The following is a 17,483-nucleotide window of genomic DNA, read 5'->3' as shown; positions in this document are numbered from 1 at the left end:
CGTTCGTTCACCGCATGTCTATCGCAGCCCACCGACAAGTGCACGGGTGGTGATATTGCTGGTATTTCGCTGGGTGCGATCATGAATTCTCGGCACCGAAGCTGTGAAATAGCTTGTCCGCAAATAGAATTCGAATGTCGAAGATATCGGCCCGAGTCATTCGCCGTGCGGTGTGCGGCGATCACCGCGAGCACTCACCCCGGCCCCGCACCGTCCGCGCGGTAGGGTTCGGCCATGGCCCGCGTAGCGATCGAATACTGCACCCAGTGCCGCTGGCTGCTGCGTGCGAGCTGGATGGCGCAGGAGCTGCTCACCACCTTCACCACGGACCTGTCCGAGGTCGCGCTGGTACCCGGCGAAGGCGGAGTCTTCCGCATCACCGTGGACGGTGAGCAGATCTGGGAGCGCAAGGCGGACGGCGGCTTTCCCGACATCACCGTGCTGAAGCAGCGGGTACGCGACCGAGTCGCCCCCGGCCGTTCCCTGGGTCACTCGGACAAAGCCGCCGAGACCGGCCCCGCGCAGTAGATCAGCCGCCCACCCGTCTCACCGGGTCAGCAGCACCCGCCGCCCCCGCAGCATCCGCCGCCCCCACCCGCGGGCGCGACCGGGGCGACCGGCAGCCCGCCGCCACCCCCGCGGCTCACCGTTCCGAACGTGGTCAGCAGCTTGACGGTGTCCGAATGCCCCCGCGGGCAGTCGGCCGGATCGGACGCCGCCGCCATGGGACGGGTCACTTCGAAACTGTCCCCGCAGCTGCGGCAGCGGTACGCATAACTCGGCACCGGCCCAGCGTAGGCCACCGCCCGCCCTCGAGCCCCGTGACGGCGCGCGGTCCCCGGTGGCCGGACCGTTGCCGATCTCCCCGGTACCCTCGATTTACGGAGTACGAGGAGGTGGGCGATGAACACTACGTTCTTCGAGACGCTGCCGGACGAACACGCCGAACCGGTGGCCGGGACCGAATACGGCCGGGTACGCGGCCGTCGGCAGGACGGCATCGCGGTGTGGCGCGGCATTCCCTACGCGGCCCCGACCGGCGGCCCGAACCGCTACCGCAAGCCCCAGCCCCCCGAACCCTGGGACGGCGTGCGCGACTGCTTCGACTTCGGCGAGGTCGCCCCCCAGAGCGCGGGCTTCGTCCCCGTCGACTCCGGCCTGCGCATGGGCGAGGACTGTTGCTGGCTCAACATCTGGGCCCCCACCGCGCCCAGCGACGAGCCCCGCCCGGTCATGGTGTGGTTGCACGGTGGTGCGTTCTGCCTGGGCACCGCCGCCCAGGCCATCTACGACGGCCGCAAACTCGCCGAGACCGGCAACGTGATCGTGGTCGGGGTGAACTACCGCCTGGGTTCCCTCGGCTTCCTGGACCTGTCCTCCCTGGGCCCCGAGTTCACCCCCAACCTCGGCCTGCGCGACCAGATCGCCGCCCTGGAATGGGTCCGCGACAATATCGAGGCGTTCGGTGGCGATCCCGGCAGCGTCACCCTCTTCGGCGAATCCTCCGGTGCGGGCTGCGTGACCGCCCTGCTCACCTCCCCGCTGTCGGCCGGGCTGTTCCACCGGGCCATCGCCCAATCACCGCCCGCCACAACGGTGTTCGGCCAGGAGCGGGCGGCCGGCGTGGCCCGCCGCTTCCTGGAGATCCTGGACCTGAAGCCCGGCGAGGGCGCGGACCTGCTGGACATGCCTATCGAGCGCATCATCGCCGGGGCCGGAATTCTGCTCGACGAGGTGCCCACCCGTGAACCCGGCCGCCTGGCCGCCGCGCCGGTGGTGGACGGCGAGGTGCTGCCCGCGTACCCGAGCGACCGCTTCCAACAGGGCCGCTCGCACCGGGTCCCGCTGATCATCGGCACGAACAAGGACGAGGCGTCGATGTTCCGCCTGTTCCGCTCGCCGATCATGCCCGTCACCCCCGACGCAGTGAACGCGATGCTGCGCGGGGTGGCCGCCGAGCATCCCGGCATGTCGCCCGAGCGGATCGCCGAAATCGCCTCCGCCTACGGCGATCTCAACACCGCGCGCAGTGCCCTGACCATGTCCGGCGACGCCGCCTTCCGGATGCCCGCGCACTGGGTCGCGATCGCGCACTCCCAGCACTCACCGACCTGGATGTACCGTTTCGACCACGCCACCCCGATGCTCAAAGCGGCGCGGGTCGGCGCGGGCCATGCCACCGAATTGCCGTACGTATTCGGCAATTTCGGGTCGTTCGACCGCGATCCCACCTTCTGGCTCGGCGGGCGCAAGGCGGCGCAGGAGGTGTCCGGGCGGACGATGCGGCGCTGGACGGCGTTCGCGGCGCACAGCGTGCCCGCCGCCATCGACGGGTCCAAGCACTGGCCGCCTTACACCGCCGCCGATCGGCGGACGCTGATCATCGACGCCACCGATCGGATCGTGGATGATCCCGATTACGACCGGAATTCGGTGTGGGGCGACCAGGTCGTCGGATTCTTCTGAGCCGGAACGGATTTCGTTTGCCGGTGGGATTTCGCTCTCAAACGACAGCGGCGGCCCGCTTCCCCAGCCGGGCGGGCATCCGCGAATACCCGTGCAACGTGTACAACGGCCGCCGCTCGGGCACTCCCGCCAGCGCCAACTCCGGGAACCGATCGAACAACGCCCGCAACGCGTAAACCCCCTCCATCCGCGCCAGACTCGCCCCGAGACACGTGTGAATCCCACTGGAGAACGTCAGATGATCCCGCGCGTTGGCCCTGGTGATATCGAACGACGCCGGATTCTCGAATACCTTGGGATCCCGATTGGCCCCCGCCAGCGACATGACGATCACGTTCCCCCGCTGGAATTGCACGCCCCCGATCTCCGCGTCGGCCAGCGCGAGTCGCGCGGTCGACTGCACCGGCGCGTCGAAGCGCAGCACTTCCTCGATCGCCGGCGCCCAGAGTGCGGGATCCTCACGCAGTAGCGCCAATTGGCTCGGATGCGCGAGCAGCTGCACGATGCCGTTGCCGATGAGATTCACCGTCGTCTCGAAGCCCGCTCCCATGAGCAAGCTCGCGGTGGCCTTGAGTTCGCGATCGTCCAGGTCGCCCGCGCTGACCAGACTGCTCAGAATGTCCTCGCCCGGCTCGCGCCGGAGTTGCGCGATGTGCCGGTTGAGGTAATCGTCCATGTCCATCATGGCTTCGGCGGCGGTGCGCCACGACTTCCAGGAGATGCCGAAGTCCAGCAGTGGACTGGCGGCGTCGCCCCACTCCAGGAATTCGTCGCGCGATTCGTGCGGGAAGCCCAGCATCTCGGCGATGATCGCGATCGGAATCTGCTGCGCGTAGTCGCCGATGAGATCCGCCGAACCGTTCTCCGGCAGGGCGTCCAGGAGTTCCTCGGTCACCGTCTCCACGCGCTCGCGCAGGCGGCCGACGGCGCGGGGCGTGAAGGCCGCCGCGACCGATTTGCGCAGGCGGGTGTGGTCCGGCGGGTCGATGACCAGCATGGACGGCGGCTCTACCGGGTTGGGCGGAAGCTTGGCCGAGCGGATGGTGTCGCGCAGGCCCTGGGGGACATCCAGATTGCCGAGGCCGAATATGCCGAATCGATTGTCGCGCAAGATACCCCGGACCAATTCGTAGTCCGCGGTGGCGTGCGCGGACGGGCTGCGCACGAGTCGCCCGCGGCCGCGCAATTCCTCTATGTACGGGTAGGGATCGGCGATGGCCGCGCGACTGCCGAACAGTCGGCCGAAGGGATCACCCCGCCGCGCTTGCAGGCGCAACATGTAGCGGGCGGCACCCTGCTCGAACAGCCACCGCAGTCGGTATCGCGGGCTCATCATCGTTGATCCCCTCTCCTCGGGTATCTCTCACCGTACGGAAAGCCGACGGGGTGAAAAAGGTCCCGAGGAGGGAATTCGCGCTCCTACCGGGGTAGGACTCAGGACCGCCGGGCGGTGACCTTCTCCGATACCACGCGTCGTTCGACGAGGGCCGGATCCGGGTGGCTGACCTGCACCAATGATGCTCCCGCCGCCAGTACCGCGACGAAGCCGTCGATCAATTCGGCCGGAGTTTCCCACGGTGTACTCGACAGCACGCGGTCCTCGGCCGTGAAGCCCTGTCGCTGCGCGGATTTGCGCGCTTGCTCGAGCACCGCCGAGACCGAGAGTCCGTCCAGGGCGCATCCGCTGTCGCCGGGGCGGAATTGATCGCCGTGCACACGGACCGAGGTCGCGTAGTCGGTGACGCCGACGGGCAGATCGCGCACCGGCATGCCCATGGGATCCAGGGACAGGGCCGCGATCTCCGGGATGTCGCCGGCCTCGTCGATGCGCTCGGCCGTGACGAGCGCGAGTTCGGCGTCCGGATCGGCCGTCAGCACGACTTCGGCGCCCGCCCACCAGCAGCCCAGCAGCACCGCTGCCGTCTGCCAGTGCGCGGGCAGCAGCACCGCTACCCGGGAACCCGGCGACAGGCCGAATTCGTCGCGAATCATATTGGCGGTCTTGGCCGCCCAGTTGGCGAGCGTGAGCGCGGACAGTTCGATGCGCGCGCCGGTCGCGTCGTCGTAGTAGGTGACGCGCGGACCCGCCGGATCGCGGGCCAGGATGGGGTCGAGTACCGCGTCGGTGAGGGTCTCGTTCAGTTGACGCATTTCGGTCCGTTCTTACCGGCATCGATGGGTGCAGCTGGCGGAACCGGCGTCATGGTGGTGGAGCTGATGGTGAAATCCACCCCGGTGCCGGTCGTCGAACCCGGACCAGAGTAGTCACCCGCGAGCACGACACGGACCGAGCCCTCCGCCAATCCGGGCTCGGCGTAGACAGGCAGTCCGCCCAGGGCCTGCGCGACCGCCCGCGCCCGCGGATCGCCGCCGTTCAGCGCGAGCACACGGCTGCTCTGCACGGGCCCGCCGATCCAGTTGTCCACCGTCCCGGTGCGGAAGCCCTTGCCCGCCAGCGCCTGTGCGGCAACCGCGGCCAGGCCGCCGGTGCCGCTGGCGTTGTAGACATCGGCCACCACGGTGCCGGGATCGATGCCGCCGGTTTCCTTGAAATCGTCCGCTGATCCCTCGCCGATGGTGCGGGCCACGTACTTCTGCACGGCGGCCGGATCGACGCGCACCACCGATTCGCCGTTGTCGGTCCAGCCGTTGAGATCCTTGACCGGAATCGTCTCGAACTTCACCTGCCCGCCCGAGAGATCCTGCAATTGCGTCAGAAACGCCAGCACATCCCAATTATCGTCCAGCACGACCGTGCGCCCGACCGCCTTGCTCAGATCGCTCAATCGTCCCGGGTTCGTCAGGGTCTTCGCGCTGACCACCTGGTGCACGAGCTGGGCCATGTACACCTGCTGGCGCACGATGCGGTCGAGGTCTCCGCGCGGTAGCTCGTGCCGCTGGCGGACGAAGCTCAGTGCTTCGGCGCCGTCGAGCTTCTGCTCGCCGGCGGCGAAGTCCGCGCCCGAAAGCGGTTCGTACACGGCGTTGTTCAGGCAGACGTCCACTCCGCCCACGGCGTCGGTGAGCAGTACGAAGCCCAGCAGTCCGACCTCGGCGTAATGGTCGACGGTGATACCCGTCAGCGTGGCAACGGATTTGATGAGCGCCTGCCGCCCGGCGAGCGTGGATTCGCTGTCGGCTTCCGAGGCCGATTCGCCCTTGTCGAGCAGCTTCTGCTGCTCGGTCAGCTTGGTCACCCCGTACGCGGAGTTGATCTTGCCCTTGCCCAGTCCCGGAATATCCACGTACGAATCGCGCGGAATGGAGATGGCGGTGGCCGATTGCCCGTCGTTGGGCACGCGGATCAGCACGATGGTGTCGGTATTGAGCCCGACTTCGTCCCCGGCGTGCAACATCGCGCGCTCGTCCTCCGACAGCGGATTGCCGTGCGCGTCCGTGCGCGAGTCGATGCCGACCATGAGGATGTCGACCGCACCGTCCTTCCCCCCGCCCAGGCCCAGGTCGCTGATCCGCTCGATGCTGGATACGAGCTGATCCACACTCCGCCAGCCCAGTCCGGTGACCACGAGCACCACGATCGCGGCCGCCGCGGATAGAACCCGCAGGGGATGCGACCGATCCCGGCCGCCACGCACTCGGGGCCCGGCCGGGCGAGAGGGTAGCGGCGCGGATGCTCTCCTGGTCTGCGACAACCCCTTGCTCCCTCTTCCAGTCCTCGGCCGACCGCGCTCGCGGTCGGGGTGATGTCTGTGGAGTGCCCCCAAATGCAGGCTAGACGCGCTGTCGGACATGTCCGTGTAGCCGGAGCTCCGTGAGTCGTGTTGCTCTGTCGCGCAGGCGCGCGCGAGAACTGGACATTCGCGCAGGTAGCCAAGGGTGTGCGCGAAACCGATCGCCGCTCGTGTCACACTGGCCGCCGTGACTTCCCCCGCCGTGACACCCATCACCGAGCGGCTCGTGGTGACCGGTGCGCGGGGACAGCTGGGCCGCGCGCTGCTGCGGCACGCGCCCGCCGCCCGCGGTTACGGCCGCGCCGAGCTCGACATCACCGACGCCGATGCCGTACGCGCGGTACTGAATCCGGGCGATACCGTGATCAACTGCGCCGCCTACACGGCCGTGGATCAGGCCGAGACCGAGGTGGACGCGGCCTTCGCCGGCAATGCCACCGGACCCGCGGTGCTGGCCGCCGCGTGCGCGGACATCGGCGCGCGGCTGGTGCACATCTCCACCGACTACGTGTTCCCCGGCACCGCGACCCGGCCCTACGAACCCGGCGACCCCACCGGGCCGGCCACCGTCTACGGCCGATCCAAACTCGCGGGGGAGCGGGCCGTGCTCGAGCTGGATCCGCGCGCTCGCATCGTGCGCACCGCGTGGGTCTACACCGGAACCGGCGGCGATTTCGTCGCGACCATGCGCCGCCTCGAGCGCGAGCGCGACACCGTGAACGTGGTCGCCGACCAGATCGGATCACCCACCTACGCACCGGATCTGGCCGAGGGCCTGCTGGAATTGGCGGGCCGCCTGGACGCCGAGGCGGGCGCGGCGGGCGGCCCGTCGGTCATCCCGCGAATTCTGCACGCGGGCAATGCCGGCCGGGCCAGCTGGTTCGACCTCGCGCGGGCCGTCTTCGCGGGTCTGGGCGCCGATCCGGAACGCGTGCGCCCCTGCGGCACCGCCGATTTCCCGAGACCCGCTCCGCGCCCGGCATATTCGGTCCTTTCGGGCACGGCCTGGGCTGCGGCGGGGCTCACGCCCCTGCGGGAATGGCGAGTGGCACTGCACGACGCACTGACCGACATCTCCGACTAGGCTGGGCGTCCGTGAGCCCCTCGGATTCTGTCGAACCGCCGTCACTGGCCGTCGTCACGGTGACCTACTCGCCCGGTGAGCACCTGCAGCACTTCATCACCACCCTAGCCACCGCGACGGGCGAGAAGCCCCAGGTGATCCTCGCCGACAACGGCTCGGTGGACGGTGTGCCGGAGCTGATCGCCGAAGCCAACGCGCACGTGCGCCTACTGCGCACCGGCGGCAACCTCGGCTACGGCGGCGCCATCAACCGCGCGGTCGCCGAGATCGACCCGGACATCGAGTTCATCGCCATCGTGAACCCGGACATTCGCTGGGGCACCGACTCCATCGACGAACTGCTGACCGCGGCCCGGCGCTGGCCGCGCGCGGGCGCGCTCGGGCCCAAGGTGCTCGAGCCGGACGGCAGCCTCTACCCGTCGGCGCGCTCGGTGCCCGGCCTGCTCGACGGCGCGGGCCACGCGGTCCTGGGCAGCATCTGGCCCACGAACCCCTGGACTCGGCGCTACCGCCAGGAGAACGAGCAGGTCTCCGAGCGCACCGTGGGCTGGCTCTCGGGCTCCTGCCTGCTGGTACGCCGCGCGGCCTTCGACGCCATCGACGGGTTCGACTCCCGCTACTTCATGTACATGGAGGATGTCGACTTCGGTGACCGCATGGGCAAGGCGGGCTGGCACAATGTGTTCGTGCCGACCGCCGAGGTCACCCATGCCAAGGGTCACGCCGCCGGTAAGCACCCCGAGACCATGTTGCCCGCGCACCACGCCAGCGCCTACCGCTTCCAGGCGGACCGGCATCCGCACTGGTGGCAGGCGCCTTTGCGGGTCGCGCTGAAGGCCGGACTTGCGATCCGCTGCAAGCTTGCGGTTCGATCCGCTCTGCGTGAACGCGATGCGGCCGAGGCCGCGGCCGGCTCGACCCACTGAGCCTGCCGCATGCTCCGGCGGGTCCCGGAGCACGCATCAGCGAATTTCGATAGACACCTGACCACAGGGGAGAACATGGTGAACAGCGGCAATGGTGCCGGATCCACGGATGCGGTGATTCTGGTCGGCGGCCAGGGCACCCGCCTGCGTCCGCTGACCCTGTCCGCTCCCAAGCCGATGCTGCCGACGGCCGGTCTGCCGTTCCTGCAGCATCTGCTGGCCCGCATCGCCGATGCCGGGATCACCCACGTCGTGCTCGGCACCTCCTACAAGGCGGAGGTGTTCGAGGATCACTTCGGTGACGGCTCGGCACTCGGGCTCGAACTCGAGTACGTGTTCGAGTCCGAGGCCCTGGGCACCGGCGGCGGCATCCGCAACGTGCTGCCCAAGCTGCGCGCGGACACGGTCATGGTGTTCAACGGCGATGTGCTCGGCGGCACCGACCTCGGCGGGATTCTGGACACGCACCACGAGTCCAACGCCGATGTCACCCTGCACCTGGTGCGCGTGAGCGATCCGCGGGCGTTCGGCTGCGTGCCGACCGACGAGAACGGCCGCGTGACCGCGTTCCTGGAGAAGACCCAGGATCCGCCGACCGATCAGATCAACGCGGGCTGCTACGTGTTCCGCCGCGAGTACATCGAGAAGATTCCGGCCGGGCGCCCGGTCTCGGTCGAGCGCGAGACCTTCCCGTCCCTGCTCGCCGAGGGCGCGCACATCCAGGGCCACGTCGATACCTCGTACTGGCGCGACATGGGCACCCCCGAGGATTTCGTGCGCGGCTCCGCGGATCTGGTCCGCGGCATCGCACCGTCCCCGGCGCTGCCGGGCCAGCGCGGTGAGTCGCTCGTGCACGCGGGCGCGGGCGTCGCGCCGGGCGCGCTGCTGATCGGCGGCACCGTCGTCGGCCGCGGCGCGGAGGTCGGCGCGGGCGCTCGACTGGACGGCGCGATCCTGTTCGACGGTGCGTGCGTGGAAGCCGGAGCGACCGTGGAACGTTCGATCATCGGCTTCGGTGCGAAGATCGGGCCGCGGGCGCTGGTGCGCGACGCGGTCATCGGCGACGGCGCGATCGTGGGCGCGCGCTGTGAACTGCTCCGCGGTGCGCGCGTGTGGCCCGGCGTCGAGATCCCCGACGGCGGCATTCGCTTCTCCACCGACGTGTAGGGATTCATCGGGTCACCCGAACTCGAAAGGCCGCTCCCCGTGGGGGAGCGGCCTTTTCGCTGTGCGGCTGGGTTCTGCGGGGGCTCAGCGTTCCCACTTGCCCGGGTTCAGGTGGAACTGGGCGAGCGCGGTGGCGTGCCCGTGGCCCAGCTCGTATTCGGACTTGAGCCACTCCACCATGCTCTTCTGACCGGTGAGCCCGGAAGCGGCCAGGAGCTCGAACCATTCGTCGATCGAGCGGCCGTACTTGGTCTCGATGGAGGGGAAGTACGAGGCCGGTCCGTGGGGCTTGGTCGTCGCCATGGTGTCGCTCCTTGTCATGGGGTGTTGCCCGTACTGACGGACCGGACGGTCGAGATTCATCGTAGTGTGATCGGCCTCACGCGGCGGTGGGCGCGGATTCGGTCGCGGGGGCCTGCGCGGATTCGGCCGCGGCGGTGCGGCTTTCCCGGATCAGCAGTCCGCCGGTGAGCAGGACCAGCGCGGCGGTGAAGCCGTGCACGCCCAGGGCCGTGGCGGTGGAGCCGTGGTAGCTCAGCACGGTCAGCATGTCGCCGATCGGCACGAGCGACATCGCCACCATGGTGACGCCCATCGCGAAGCGCTGCCCGGTGGCCAGCAGGGCCAGGATCAGCACGCCCGACGCGGTGTCCCGCACGCCCTTGAGGTTCATGAACGCGACCGCGTCGCCGGTCGGCCACTCCGGCAGGCCGAAGCCCGCGGCGAAGGTTTCCGGGGTGATCAGGTAGTTGAGACCGATGTAGAGGATGAAGGCCGCGCCGGCCAGGGTGAGGGCGGTGTTGATGCGGGAAAGCGTCATGTCGATCTCCGGTTCTAGCGGTGCTTGTTGATGTAGCAACGCTAGCATTCGCGTCGATAGGTTGTCTAGCGGTGCTAGGATTTCGGTCATGAACGCATCACAGAGCCGTCGTGAACGCGAACGGGGTGAACGGGAGAAGCGCATCGTCGACACCGCCCGCGAACTGGCCGAAACCCAGGGCTGGGACGCGGTCACCGTGCGCAAACTGGCCGAGGCCATCGAATACAGCCAGCCCGTGCTGTACAGCCACTTCTCGGGCAAGGACGCCATCGTCACCGCCGTGGCCGAGCAGGGCTTCGCCGAACTGGCCGTCGCCACCCGGGAGATCCGCACCCGCGCCGAGACCCCGGAACAGGCGCTGGCCCTGGTGTCCGAGGGCTACCTGCATTTCGCGCGGGAGAGCGCGGCCCTCTACGACGCCATGTTCCTGCTGCGCACCGACCTGAAATTCGGGCCGGACGCCCCCGAGGTACTCAAGGAGTGCTTCGTGGAACTGCTGCTCACCTTCGCGCCGTTCGCGGCCCCGCACGACCCGGAGACCTTCACCGAGGTCGCCTGGAGCGCACTGCACGGGATGGCGACCCTGGATCGAGGTGGCCGACTGCGGCCGGACTTTCGCGCCCGCCGACTCGATGTGCTTGTCGCGCAATGGATCGGCGGCTGAGTGGTCCGGGCTCGGCCGCGCCGAAGCGGGGTCGTGGTGCACGGCGTGGTCCGGCCGCTCCTAGTACGCGGGTGTGAACCGTGCTCCGCGGATGGGATTCACCACGGTCCGGTGTCGCCCTCGCGAACGCGCCTAGGCTGAGATCATGGCTGACGCGGTGGTGGTGGGGTCCGGGCCCAACGGGCTCGCGGCGGCGGTGCTGATGGCCCGGGCGGGACTCACGGTGGAGGTGTACGAAGCCGCCGACACGATCGGCGGCGGCTGCCGGACGGCGGAGATCACGCTGCCGGGGTTCCGGCACGATCTGTGCGCGGGCGCGCACCCCATGGCGGTGGCCTCGCCGTTCCTGCGAGCCTTCGATCTGCCCGCGCACGGGGTGGAACTGCTTGTGCCGCAGGTGTCCTACGCGCATCCGCTGGACGGCGGGCGGGCCGGGCTGGCCTGGCGCGATCTGAGCGCCACCGTGGACGGACTCGGCCGGGACGGGGCGGCCTGGCGGCGGCTGTTCGGGCCCATGGTGCGGAACTGGGAGGACGTGGTCGGGCTGATCATGTCGGATCTGCGGCCGCCGCCGATTCGCCCGGGCGGGTTGCTGCACACCGAGATCGGGGTCGCGCGCCGCCTGCTTGAACAGGCGTCACCGCTGTGGAATCTGCGCTTTCGCGAGGACATCGCGCCGGCGCTGCTGACCGGCGTCGCCGCGCACGCGATCCGGCCGCCGCGCGGAATCCCCGGCGCGGGTGTGGGATTGCTGCTCGGCACCCTCGCGCACGTGGGCGGCTGGCCGGTGCCGCGCGGGGGCAGCCAGGCGATCGTGGACGCGCTCGCCGCCGATCTGCGGGCACACGGCGGCCGGATACACACCGGACACCGGGTGGACGACATCGACGAATTCGATTCCGTGACAGCGGTACTGCTGGATCTGGCCCCGGCCGAACTCCAGCGGATCGCCGGCGACCGGCTGCCCGGGCGCTACACCCGCGCGCTGGAGAACTTCCGGTACGGCGGCGCGGCGTGCAAGGTCGACTTCGCGCTGTCCGGCCCGGTGCCGTGGCGGGGGCTCGGCTGCGAGCGGGCGGGCACCCTGCACCTGGTCGGCTCGCGCGCCGAGGCCGAGGCCGCCGAGAAGACCGTCGCCGCGGGGCAGCACGCGGAACGGCCCTACGTGCTCGCGATCCAGCCCGGCGTCGTGGACGACACCCGCGCGCCCGCCGGGCAGCACACCCTCTACACCTACGCGCACGTCCCGAACGGGTCGAAGCGCGATGTCAGCGCCGAGATCATCGCCCAGGTCGAACGCTTCGCCCCGGGCTTCCGCGATCTCATCCTCGCCACCCACGTCCGCACCGCGGCCCGAATGCCCGCGCACAACGCCAATTACATCGGCGGCGACATCTCCGCGGGCGCGGTCACCCTGCGCCAGACGGTCTTTCGTCCCGTACCCCGCTGGAACCCCTACCGCACCCCGCTGCCCGGGGTGTACCTGTGCTCGTCCGCGACCCCGCCCGGCCCCGGCGTCCACGGCATGAACGGCTACTTCGCCGCCCGCCACGCCCTGCGCCGCGAGTTCGGCCACCGCGCGGATCCCCTGGCACTCCTCGCCGGGAGCTGAACACCCGCGGGAAGCTGATCGGCCCGCACGGTCGAGCGACCGGCACGAGAGTGCCCGGCGGACAGTCGGAGTGATCGGGTTCAGCACCGGTGACCGTGGCGAGCCCGCCCGTGTGCGTCAATTCAGCTCGGGGCGGTACAGGTCCGGCTCCAGATAAATTGTCCGCGCCACCGGGACCGCTTCGCGGACGCGGGCTTCCGCGTCGTCGATCGCCTGGGCCACGCCGATCAGGTCCAGGTGCGGGGCCATGCCGACCTTCGCCGCGACCAGGAGATCGTCGGGGGCCAGGTACTGGGTCTTGAGGTGGATGATCCGGTCGATGCGCTTGCCGTCCACCAGGTTCGCCCGAATGCGGCGCTCCTCGTCGGGGGTGGCCCCCTCGCCGATGAGCAGGCTCTTCATCTCCACGATGAGCACTATCGCGATGAACCCGAGCAGTACGCCGATGCACAGGGTGCCGATGCCGTCCCAGATGGGATCGCCGGTCAGCTCGGTCAGGCCGACGCCCAGGAAGGCCAGCAGCAGGCCGATGAGCGCGCCGAAATCCTCCAGCAGCACCACCGGCAGTTCCGGATTGCGGGTGGTGCGGATGAACCGCCACCAGCTCTTGCGGCCCTTCAGCGGCGCCGAGGCGTTCCGGGCGGTGAACAGGCTGTAGGACTCCAGCGCCATGGCGATGACCAGGATCCCGATGGCGATCCCCGCATCCGAGAGATGTTCGGGATGGCGGATCTTGGTGATGCCCTCGTCGATCGCGAACAGCGAGCCCAGCGCGAAGATGACCAGCGCCACCACGAACGAGTAGAAGTAGCGGTTGCGCCCGTACCCGAAGGGGTGCAGCTGATCCGGCGGCTGCTGTGCGCGCTTGCGCCCGATCAGCAGCAGGCCCTGATTGGCGGTGTCGGCGAGCGAGTGCACCGCCTCGGCGTACATGGACGACGAGCCGGTGATCACCGCGCCCGCGAATTTCGCCACGGTGATCCCCGCGTCGGCCGAGAACGCCGCCAGTACCGCCTTACGACTGTCATCACCGGAGGCCATGGGAACGACGCTACCGACGGCGCGGGCGCGGTCGGCGACCCACGCCGTGCGCGGCGGACTCCGGTGTCGGATTCACACCGCGCGACACAGGCTTCGGGCCGCCCGGGCACGCCGGTGCGCGACCCTCGCTCAGTTCTCGCTGACCGCCGCGCAGAACAGCTGCGCCGCGCCGTCCAGCGCCCGGGCCCGGATCTCGCCGTCGGCGGCCGAGATCCACGCCGCGCGCCCGCACTCGACGCGCAGCTGATCCTTGCCCAGCAGCAGACCGACCGCCCCGTGCGTGCACAGCGCGATGCCCGGCCCGGCGTGCGGCACCGGCACCGGTTCGTCGCCCGGCGCGAGCTCGAACCGGCTGAGCACGAATTCGGACGCGGGCGTGCGATACCGGAAGACGCCGTTGCCGAGCACCTCGGGCTGCACCTTGGGCAGGTCCAGCGGTTCGAAGTCCAGCACACGCAACAACTCCGGCACGTCCACGTGCTTGGGGGTGAGCCCGCCGCGCAGCACGTTGTCGGAGTTGGCCATGATCTCCACGCCGACCCCGCGCAGATACGCATGCAGGTTCCCGGCGTCCAGGAACAGCGCCTCCCCGGGCTCGAGCGTGATGCGGTTGAGCAGCAGCGCGGCCAGCACCCCGGCGTCACCGGGGTACGCCTCGGCCAGCTCCAGCGCGGTCCGGATCTCGGCGGTGAATTCGCGGCGCTTGCTGTCCGAGCCCTCGTCCCGGCCGGACAGATACCGCACGCAGCCGTCCAGCACCTTGGGCAGCAGCGTGCTCAGACTGACCTGCGGCAGCGCGATCCAGGTCGTGAACAGCGTGCGCAATCCGGCCGAATCCGGCTGGGCGGCGAGCAGTTCGGCGTACGGCTCGAGTTCGGGCACCTCGAGCGCATGCAGCAGCCGCACGGTCACGGTGGGCGTGCGGAAGCCGGCCAGCGCCTCGAAGCGATCCAGGGCGACCACCAGTTCGGGCTTGTGGTTCTCGTCCCGGTAGTTGCGCAGCGGTGAGTCCAGCGCCATACCCGCGCGGTTCTCGCGCTGGAAACCCACCCGCGCCTGTTCGAGGCTGGGGTGCGCCTGCAGCGAGAGCGCTTCCTCGGCGGCGAGGATCTTCAGCAGGAACGGCAGCCGCCCGCCGAATTCACCCGCGACCGAGCCCAATTCGCGCTGTGGATTCGCGGTGACCACATCGAGCAGCGATGTGCTGTGTCCATTGATTCGCACCTGCGCGGGATCGGCCGGATGCGCGCCGAACCAGAGTTCGGCCTCCGGATGCGCGGATGGAACCGGTCGTCCGCACAGCTGAGCGAGCGCGGTGCGCGAACCCCATGCGTAAGAACGCAGCGCACCAACGAGTTCGTGCACTAGTAGTGTCCCCCGTCGTAGCGTCCCGGATCTGCGACCGGGCGGGAACCGAGTAGTCGTAGATACGCGGCCGCCATCTCGATTCGAAGCGTCAGCACCGCGAGCTGTTCCAGCTCGCCGCCCCGACCGGCGGGCACGGCCTGCCCCGCCGCCTCCGCGGCCGGCGCGGTACCCGCCGCCTCCGCGTCCAGATTCACCAGATCGACGTCCACGAGCCCGGCGTCGGAACCGAACACCGCCAGCCGTCTGCGCACCAGCACCTGATCGGTGTCCGCGCTGAGTACGAAGATGCGGACCTGCTCGACCGGCGCGGGCCCGTCGAGTTCCGCGTCGTGGAAGAGCGGATCGAAATCCGGCGCGGCGACGCCCGCGGCCTGGATCAGACGCCCGTGCGCGGCAATGACTTCCGCCAGCCCGGCGGCCGCCCCGACCTGCCCGGCCGCGCCCAGCAGCACGTCCGAGGCGTGCGCGGCGAGCTCGGTGGTGGCGGGCGAATCACCGGACATGATCAGGCGCTTGCGCTGCTGCATGCGGGTGGCCAGGGTCTTGGCCGGATTGCGGAACGCCTCCTGCTGCGGGCCGTCCCGCAGCGCTTCGGCGTCGAGCAGATCGGCGAGCGCGTTCAGATCCGGTACCAGCGGGCCGGTGCGATGCGGATCCACCGCGGCCAGCACGGCCATGCCGATCGCCAGGAAGCGCAGCATGCGGTTGTGGTCCAGCACGGGAATGCGCGGCGGCAGCATGGTGGCCCGGCCCGCGGCGGCGGCCCGCAGCGGACCCTCGTCCGGCGCCGCGACCACGACCTCCGCACCCCGGCGCACCGCGAAATCCACGGCCTCGGCCAGGCGCGGATCGCCCGCGTCGTCGCCCGCGACCAGTACCACGTCCAGCGGGCCCACCCACGGGGGGATCGCGGTCGAGGTCACCACGGGCATGCTGGTTCTGTCGCCGAGCGCGGCGACCAGCAGGGCGGCCGCGCGTGCGGCCCGGCCACTGCCGGAGACCAGAACCACGCTGCGCGGACGCAGCTCGGTCAGGCGCGTCAGGGCGTTCTCCGCCAGGGCGGCGGCGGTGGCCCGCACCTGGGCTCCGCCGGAGGCCGCCGAGCGCAGCGTGCCCGCGACGTCGGCCGCCTCCAGCGAGGCGACGTCATCGAGATCGAGTACCGGTGTCCCAGCGATCATCGGGCGTTGCCACCTCCCCTCACAGGTCACCAGGCGCTGGCGAATCCAAGCTCTGTGATTCCACTATTCCAGTCAGGCGCGGACGATGCTCAGGATCTCGGTTACGAGTCCGTCTACATCCTCCTGCGATCGGGCTTCGACGTTGAGCCGCAGCAGCGGTTCGGTATTCGAGGCCCGAAGGTTGAACCACGCGCCGTCGGCCAGTTGCACGGTCACCCCGTCGAGGCGATCCACCGACTTCGCGCGCGCGCCGAACGCTTCCAGTACGGCCAAGGTCCGCTCCTTCGCATCGGCCACCGTGGAGTTGATCTCCCCGGAGGACGCATATGTTGCATACGCGGACGCGAGCTCGGACATCGGCCGGTCCTTCTCGCCGAGCACGGCGAGCACGTGCAGGGCCGCGAGCATGCCGGAGTCGGCGCCCCAGAAGTCGCGGAAGTAGTAGTGCGCCGAATGCTCGCCGCCGAAGATCGCGCCCGTCGAGGCCATCTGCTGCTTGATGAACGAGTGGCCGACGCGGGTGCGGACCGGATTGCCGCCCAGCTGGTTCACCAGCTCCGGCACGGCCCTGGAGGTGATCAGGTTGTGGATGATGGTCGCGCCCGGCTCCTTGGCCAGCTCGCGCTCGGCCACGAGGGCGGTGACCGCCGAGGGGGAGACCGGGTCGCCGTTCTCGTCCACCACGAAGCAGCGGTCGGCGTCGCCGTCGAAGGCCAGGCCGATATCGGCCTTGGTCTCGCGGACGTAGGCCTGCAGATCCACCAGGTTCTTCGGATCCAGGGGATTGGCTTCGTGATTGGGGAAATTGCCGTCCAGCTCGAAGAACAGCGGCTTGATCTCGTACTGACCGACGGTGCCGAGCACGGCGGGCACGGTGTAGCCGCCCATGCCGTTGCCGGCGTCCACCGCGATGCGCAGCGGGCGGCTCGTGCTCAGGTCGACGAGCTTGTGCAGGAAGGTCGCGTAATCGGCGAGCAGGTCCTGTTCGGTGGCGGTGCCGCGCGGGCCGTCGAAGGCGGGCACGCCGGCGATGACCTCGTCGCTGATGGTGGCCAGGCCGGTGTCCTGACCGACCGGCAGCGCCTTGGCGCGGCACAGCTTGATGCCGTTGTACTTGGCCGGATTGTGCGAGGCGGTGAACATGGCGCCGGGGCACTCGAGGTGGCCCGAGGCGAAGTACAGCTGATCGGTGGAGGCCAGGCCGATGTGCACCACGTTCAGGCCCTGGGCGAGCACGCCGTCGGCGAAGGCCGCGGCCAATTCCGGTGAGGAGTCGCGCATATCGTGGCCGATGACGACCTGGGCCGCGCCCTCGGCGCGCATGAGCCGGGCGAACGCGCCACCCACGGCCGCGACGAACGCCGCGTCGATCTGTTCGCCGACGACACCGCGGACGTCATACGCCTTGATGACTGCGTGCACGGACTCGGCGGAGCGGGCGACTGTCATGCCGACCACACTA

17 protein-coding genes are annotated in these 17,483 nt (G+C 69.7%); 7 read left to right on the top strand and 10 right to left on the bottom strand.

From position 1 onward, the window contains the following. Window positions 1-234: 234 nt before the first annotated feature. On the top strand, window positions 235-528 hold the full coding sequence (locus tag ACFVBH_RS14720) for a SelT/SelW/SelH family protein (RefSeq protein ID WP_379002063.1): 294 nt from the start codon (window positions 235-237) through the stop codon (window positions 526-528). Between the two features lie 26 nt (window positions 529-554). On the opposite strand, the gene ACFVBH_RS14715 is transcribed toward ACFVBH_RS14720, so the two are convergent. Beyond that, window positions 555-1,001: a zinc ribbon domain-containing protein gene (locus ACFVBH_RS14715; RefSeq protein ID WP_379002062.1), complete on the bottom strand. Its 447-nt coding sequence runs from the start codon at window positions 999-1,001 to the stop codon at window positions 555-557. Between ACFVBH_RS14715 and ACFVBH_RS14710 the strand changes: the two genes are divergently transcribed. Beyond that, window positions 904-2,466 carry a carboxylesterase/lipase family protein gene (locus ACFVBH_RS14710; RefSeq protein ID WP_354987317.1) on the top strand — a complete coding sequence of 521 codons (1,563 nt, stop codon included), beginning with the start codon at window positions 904-906 and terminating at the stop codon, window positions 2,464-2,466. The genes ACFVBH_RS14715 and ACFVBH_RS14710 overlap by 98 nt on opposite strands. A gap of 37 nt (window positions 2,467-2,503) precedes the next feature. On the opposite strand, the gene ACFVBH_RS14705 is transcribed toward ACFVBH_RS14710, so the two are convergent. From ACFVBH_RS14705 to ACFVBH_RS14695, 3 genes are all read right to left on the bottom strand, one after another. Next, window positions 2,504-3,802: a cytochrome P450 gene (locus tag ACFVBH_RS14705; protein ID WP_354987318.1), complete on the bottom strand. Its 1,299-nt coding sequence runs from the start codon at window positions 3,800-3,802 to the stop codon at window positions 2,504-2,506. Between the two features lie 98 nt (window positions 3,803-3,900). Beyond that, entirely contained in the window at window positions 3,901-4,617 is a 717-nt protein-coding gene (locus ACFVBH_RS14700; RefSeq protein WP_354987319.1) for a TIGR03089 family protein, read from the bottom strand. Next, on the bottom strand, window positions 4,605-6,062 hold the full coding sequence (locus ACFVBH_RS14695; protein WP_379002059.1) for an LCP family protein: 1,458 nt from the start codon (window positions 6,060-6,062) through the stop codon (window positions 4,605-4,607). Before ACFVBH_RS14695 ends, ACFVBH_RS14700 begins: the two co-directional genes overlap by 13 nt. Before the next feature lie 283 nt (window positions 6,063-6,345). Between ACFVBH_RS14695 and rfbD the strand changes: the two genes are divergently transcribed. The 3 genes from rfbD to ACFVBH_RS14680 all read left to right on the top strand — a co-directional run bounded on the left by rfbD (window position 6,346) and on the right by ACFVBH_RS14680 (window position 9,335). Next, window positions 6,346-7,242: a dTDP-4-dehydrorhamnose reductase gene (gene rfbD, locus ACFVBH_RS14690; RefSeq protein ID WP_379002058.1), complete on the top strand. Its 897-nt coding sequence runs from the start codon at window positions 6,346-6,348 to the stop codon at window positions 7,240-7,242. Window positions 7,243-7,253: 11 nt separating this feature from the next. Further along, window positions 7,254-8,168 carry a glycosyltransferase family 2 protein gene (locus ACFVBH_RS14685; RefSeq protein ID WP_354987322.1) on the top strand — a complete coding sequence of 305 codons (915 nt, stop codon included), beginning with the start codon at window positions 7,254-7,256 and terminating at the stop codon, window positions 8,166-8,168. A 78-nt stretch (window positions 8,169-8,246) separates the two neighbouring features. Then, complete coding sequence (locus ACFVBH_RS14680) at window positions 8,247-9,335, top strand: NDP-sugar synthase (RefSeq protein WP_354987323.1); 1,089 nt, start codon at window positions 8,247-8,249, stop codon at window positions 9,333-9,335. A gap of 84 nt (window positions 9,336-9,419) precedes the next feature. Here ACFVBH_RS14680 and ACFVBH_RS14675 read toward each other — a convergent pair whose 3' ends face one another. Further along, window positions 9,420-9,638 (bottom strand): DUF4287 domain-containing protein, encoded by a 219-nt coding sequence (locus ACFVBH_RS14675; protein ID WP_354987324.1) that lies wholly within the window; start codon window positions 9,636-9,638, stop codon window positions 9,420-9,422. Window positions 9,639-9,714: 76 nt separating this feature from the next. After that, window positions 9,715-10,155: a DUF4267 domain-containing protein gene (locus ACFVBH_RS14670; RefSeq protein ID WP_379002057.1), complete on the bottom strand. Its 441-nt coding sequence runs from the start codon at window positions 10,153-10,155 to the stop codon at window positions 9,715-9,717. 88 nt (window positions 10,156-10,243) lie between these two features. On the opposite strand from ACFVBH_RS14670, the gene ACFVBH_RS14665 reads away from it, so the two are divergent. Beyond that, the gene (locus tag ACFVBH_RS14665; RefSeq protein ID WP_354987326.1) at window positions 10,244-10,819 is read left to right on the top strand and encodes a TetR/AcrR family transcriptional regulator; all 576 of its coding nucleotides are present in this window, start codon (window positions 10,244-10,246) and stop codon (window positions 10,817-10,819) included. A 145-nt stretch (window positions 10,820-10,964) separates the two neighbouring features. Beyond that, window positions 10,965-12,431, top strand: a complete 1,467-nt coding sequence (locus ACFVBH_RS14660; RefSeq protein WP_379002056.1) for a phytoene desaturase family protein — start codon at window positions 10,965-10,967, stop codon at window positions 12,429-12,431. A gap of 117 nt (window positions 12,432-12,548) precedes the next feature. On the opposite strand, the gene ACFVBH_RS14655 is transcribed toward ACFVBH_RS14660, so the two are convergent. The 4 genes from ACFVBH_RS14655 to ACFVBH_RS14640 all read right to left on the bottom strand — a co-directional run bounded on the left by ACFVBH_RS14655 (window position 12,549) and on the right by ACFVBH_RS14640 (window position 17,470). Next, the gene (locus tag ACFVBH_RS14655; protein WP_354987328.1) at window positions 12,549-13,472 is read right to left on the bottom strand and encodes a cation diffusion facilitator family transporter; all 924 of its coding nucleotides are present in this window, start codon (window positions 13,470-13,472) and stop codon (window positions 12,549-12,551) included. A 129-nt stretch (window positions 13,473-13,601) separates the two neighbouring features. Next, a complete protein-coding gene (manA, locus tag ACFVBH_RS14650; protein WP_379002055.1) occupies window positions 13,602-14,837 on the bottom strand; it encodes a mannose-6-phosphate isomerase, class I in 1,236 nt (411 codons plus the stop codon). Next, complete coding sequence (locus tag ACFVBH_RS14645) at window positions 14,837-16,021, bottom strand: tobH protein (protein WP_354987330.1); 1,185 nt, start codon at window positions 16,019-16,021, stop codon at window positions 14,837-14,839. The genes manA and ACFVBH_RS14645 overlap by 1 nt, the downstream gene beginning before the upstream one ends. Window positions 16,022-16,093: 72 nt before the next feature. After that, window positions 16,094-17,470, bottom strand: coding sequence for a phosphomannomutase/phosphoglucomutase (locus ACFVBH_RS14640; RefSeq protein ID WP_379002054.1), 1,377 nt, complete (start codon window positions 17,468-17,470; stop codon window positions 16,094-16,096). Between the last annotated feature and the right edge of the window lie 13 nt (window positions 17,471-17,483).

This window comes from Nocardia sp. NPDC057668 (assembly GCF_042799795.1).
Lineage (GTDB): Bacteria > Actinomycetota > Actinomycetes > Mycobacteriales > Mycobacteriaceae > Nocardia.
This window is presented reverse-complemented; position numbering and strand designations above follow the sequence as displayed.

What these genes read in the sequence shown, in the direction of transcription:
- ACFVBH_RS14715 (WP_379002062.1), bottom strand. Translation starts at nt 1,001, where the DNA reads ATGCCGTCCTGCCGACGGCCGCGTACCCGGCCGTATTCGGTCCCGGCC.
- ACFVBH_RS14655 (WP_354987328.1), bottom strand. Translation starts at nt 13,472, where the DNA reads ATGGCCTCCGGTGATGACAGTCGTAAGGCGGTACTGGCGGCGTTCTCG.
- ACFVBH_RS14660 (WP_379002056.1), top strand. Translation starts at nt 10,965, where the DNA reads ATGGCTGACGCGGTGGTGGTGGGGTCCGGGCCCAACGGGCTCGCGGCG.
- ACFVBH_RS14710 (WP_354987317.1), top strand. Translation starts at nt 904, where the DNA reads ATGAACACTACGTTCTTCGAGACGCTGCCGGACGAACACGCCGAACCG.
- ACFVBH_RS14700 (WP_354987319.1), bottom strand. Translation starts at nt 4,617, where the DNA reads ATGCGTCAACTGAACGAGACCCTCACCGACGCGGTACTCGACCCCATC.
- ACFVBH_RS14720 (WP_379002063.1), top strand. Translation starts at nt 235, where the DNA reads ATGGCCCGCGTAGCGATCGAATACTGCACCCAGTGCCGCTGGCTGCTG.
- ACFVBH_RS14645 (WP_354987330.1), bottom strand. Translation starts at nt 16,021, where the DNA reads ATGATCGCTGGGACACCGGTACTCGATCTCGATGACGTCGCCTCGCTG.
- ACFVBH_RS14670 (WP_379002057.1), bottom strand. Translation starts at nt 10,155, where the DNA reads ATGACGCTTTCCCGCATCAACACCGCCCTCACCCTGGCCGGCGCGGCC.
- ACFVBH_RS14640 (WP_379002054.1), bottom strand. Translation starts at nt 17,470, where the DNA reads ATGACAGTCGCCCGCTCCGCCGAGTCCGTGCACGCAGTCATCAAGGCG.
- ACFVBH_RS14665 (WP_354987326.1), top strand. Translation starts at nt 10,244, where the DNA reads ATGAACGCATCACAGAGCCGTCGTGAACGCGAACGGGGTGAACGGGAG.
- ACFVBH_RS14705 (WP_354987318.1), bottom strand. Translation starts at nt 3,802, where the DNA reads ATGATGAGCCCGCGATACCGACTGCGGTGGCTGTTCGAGCAGGGTGCC.
- ACFVBH_RS14675 (WP_354987324.1), bottom strand. Translation starts at nt 9,638, where the DNA reads ATGGCGACGACCAAGCCCCACGGACCGGCCTCGTACTTCCCCTCCATC.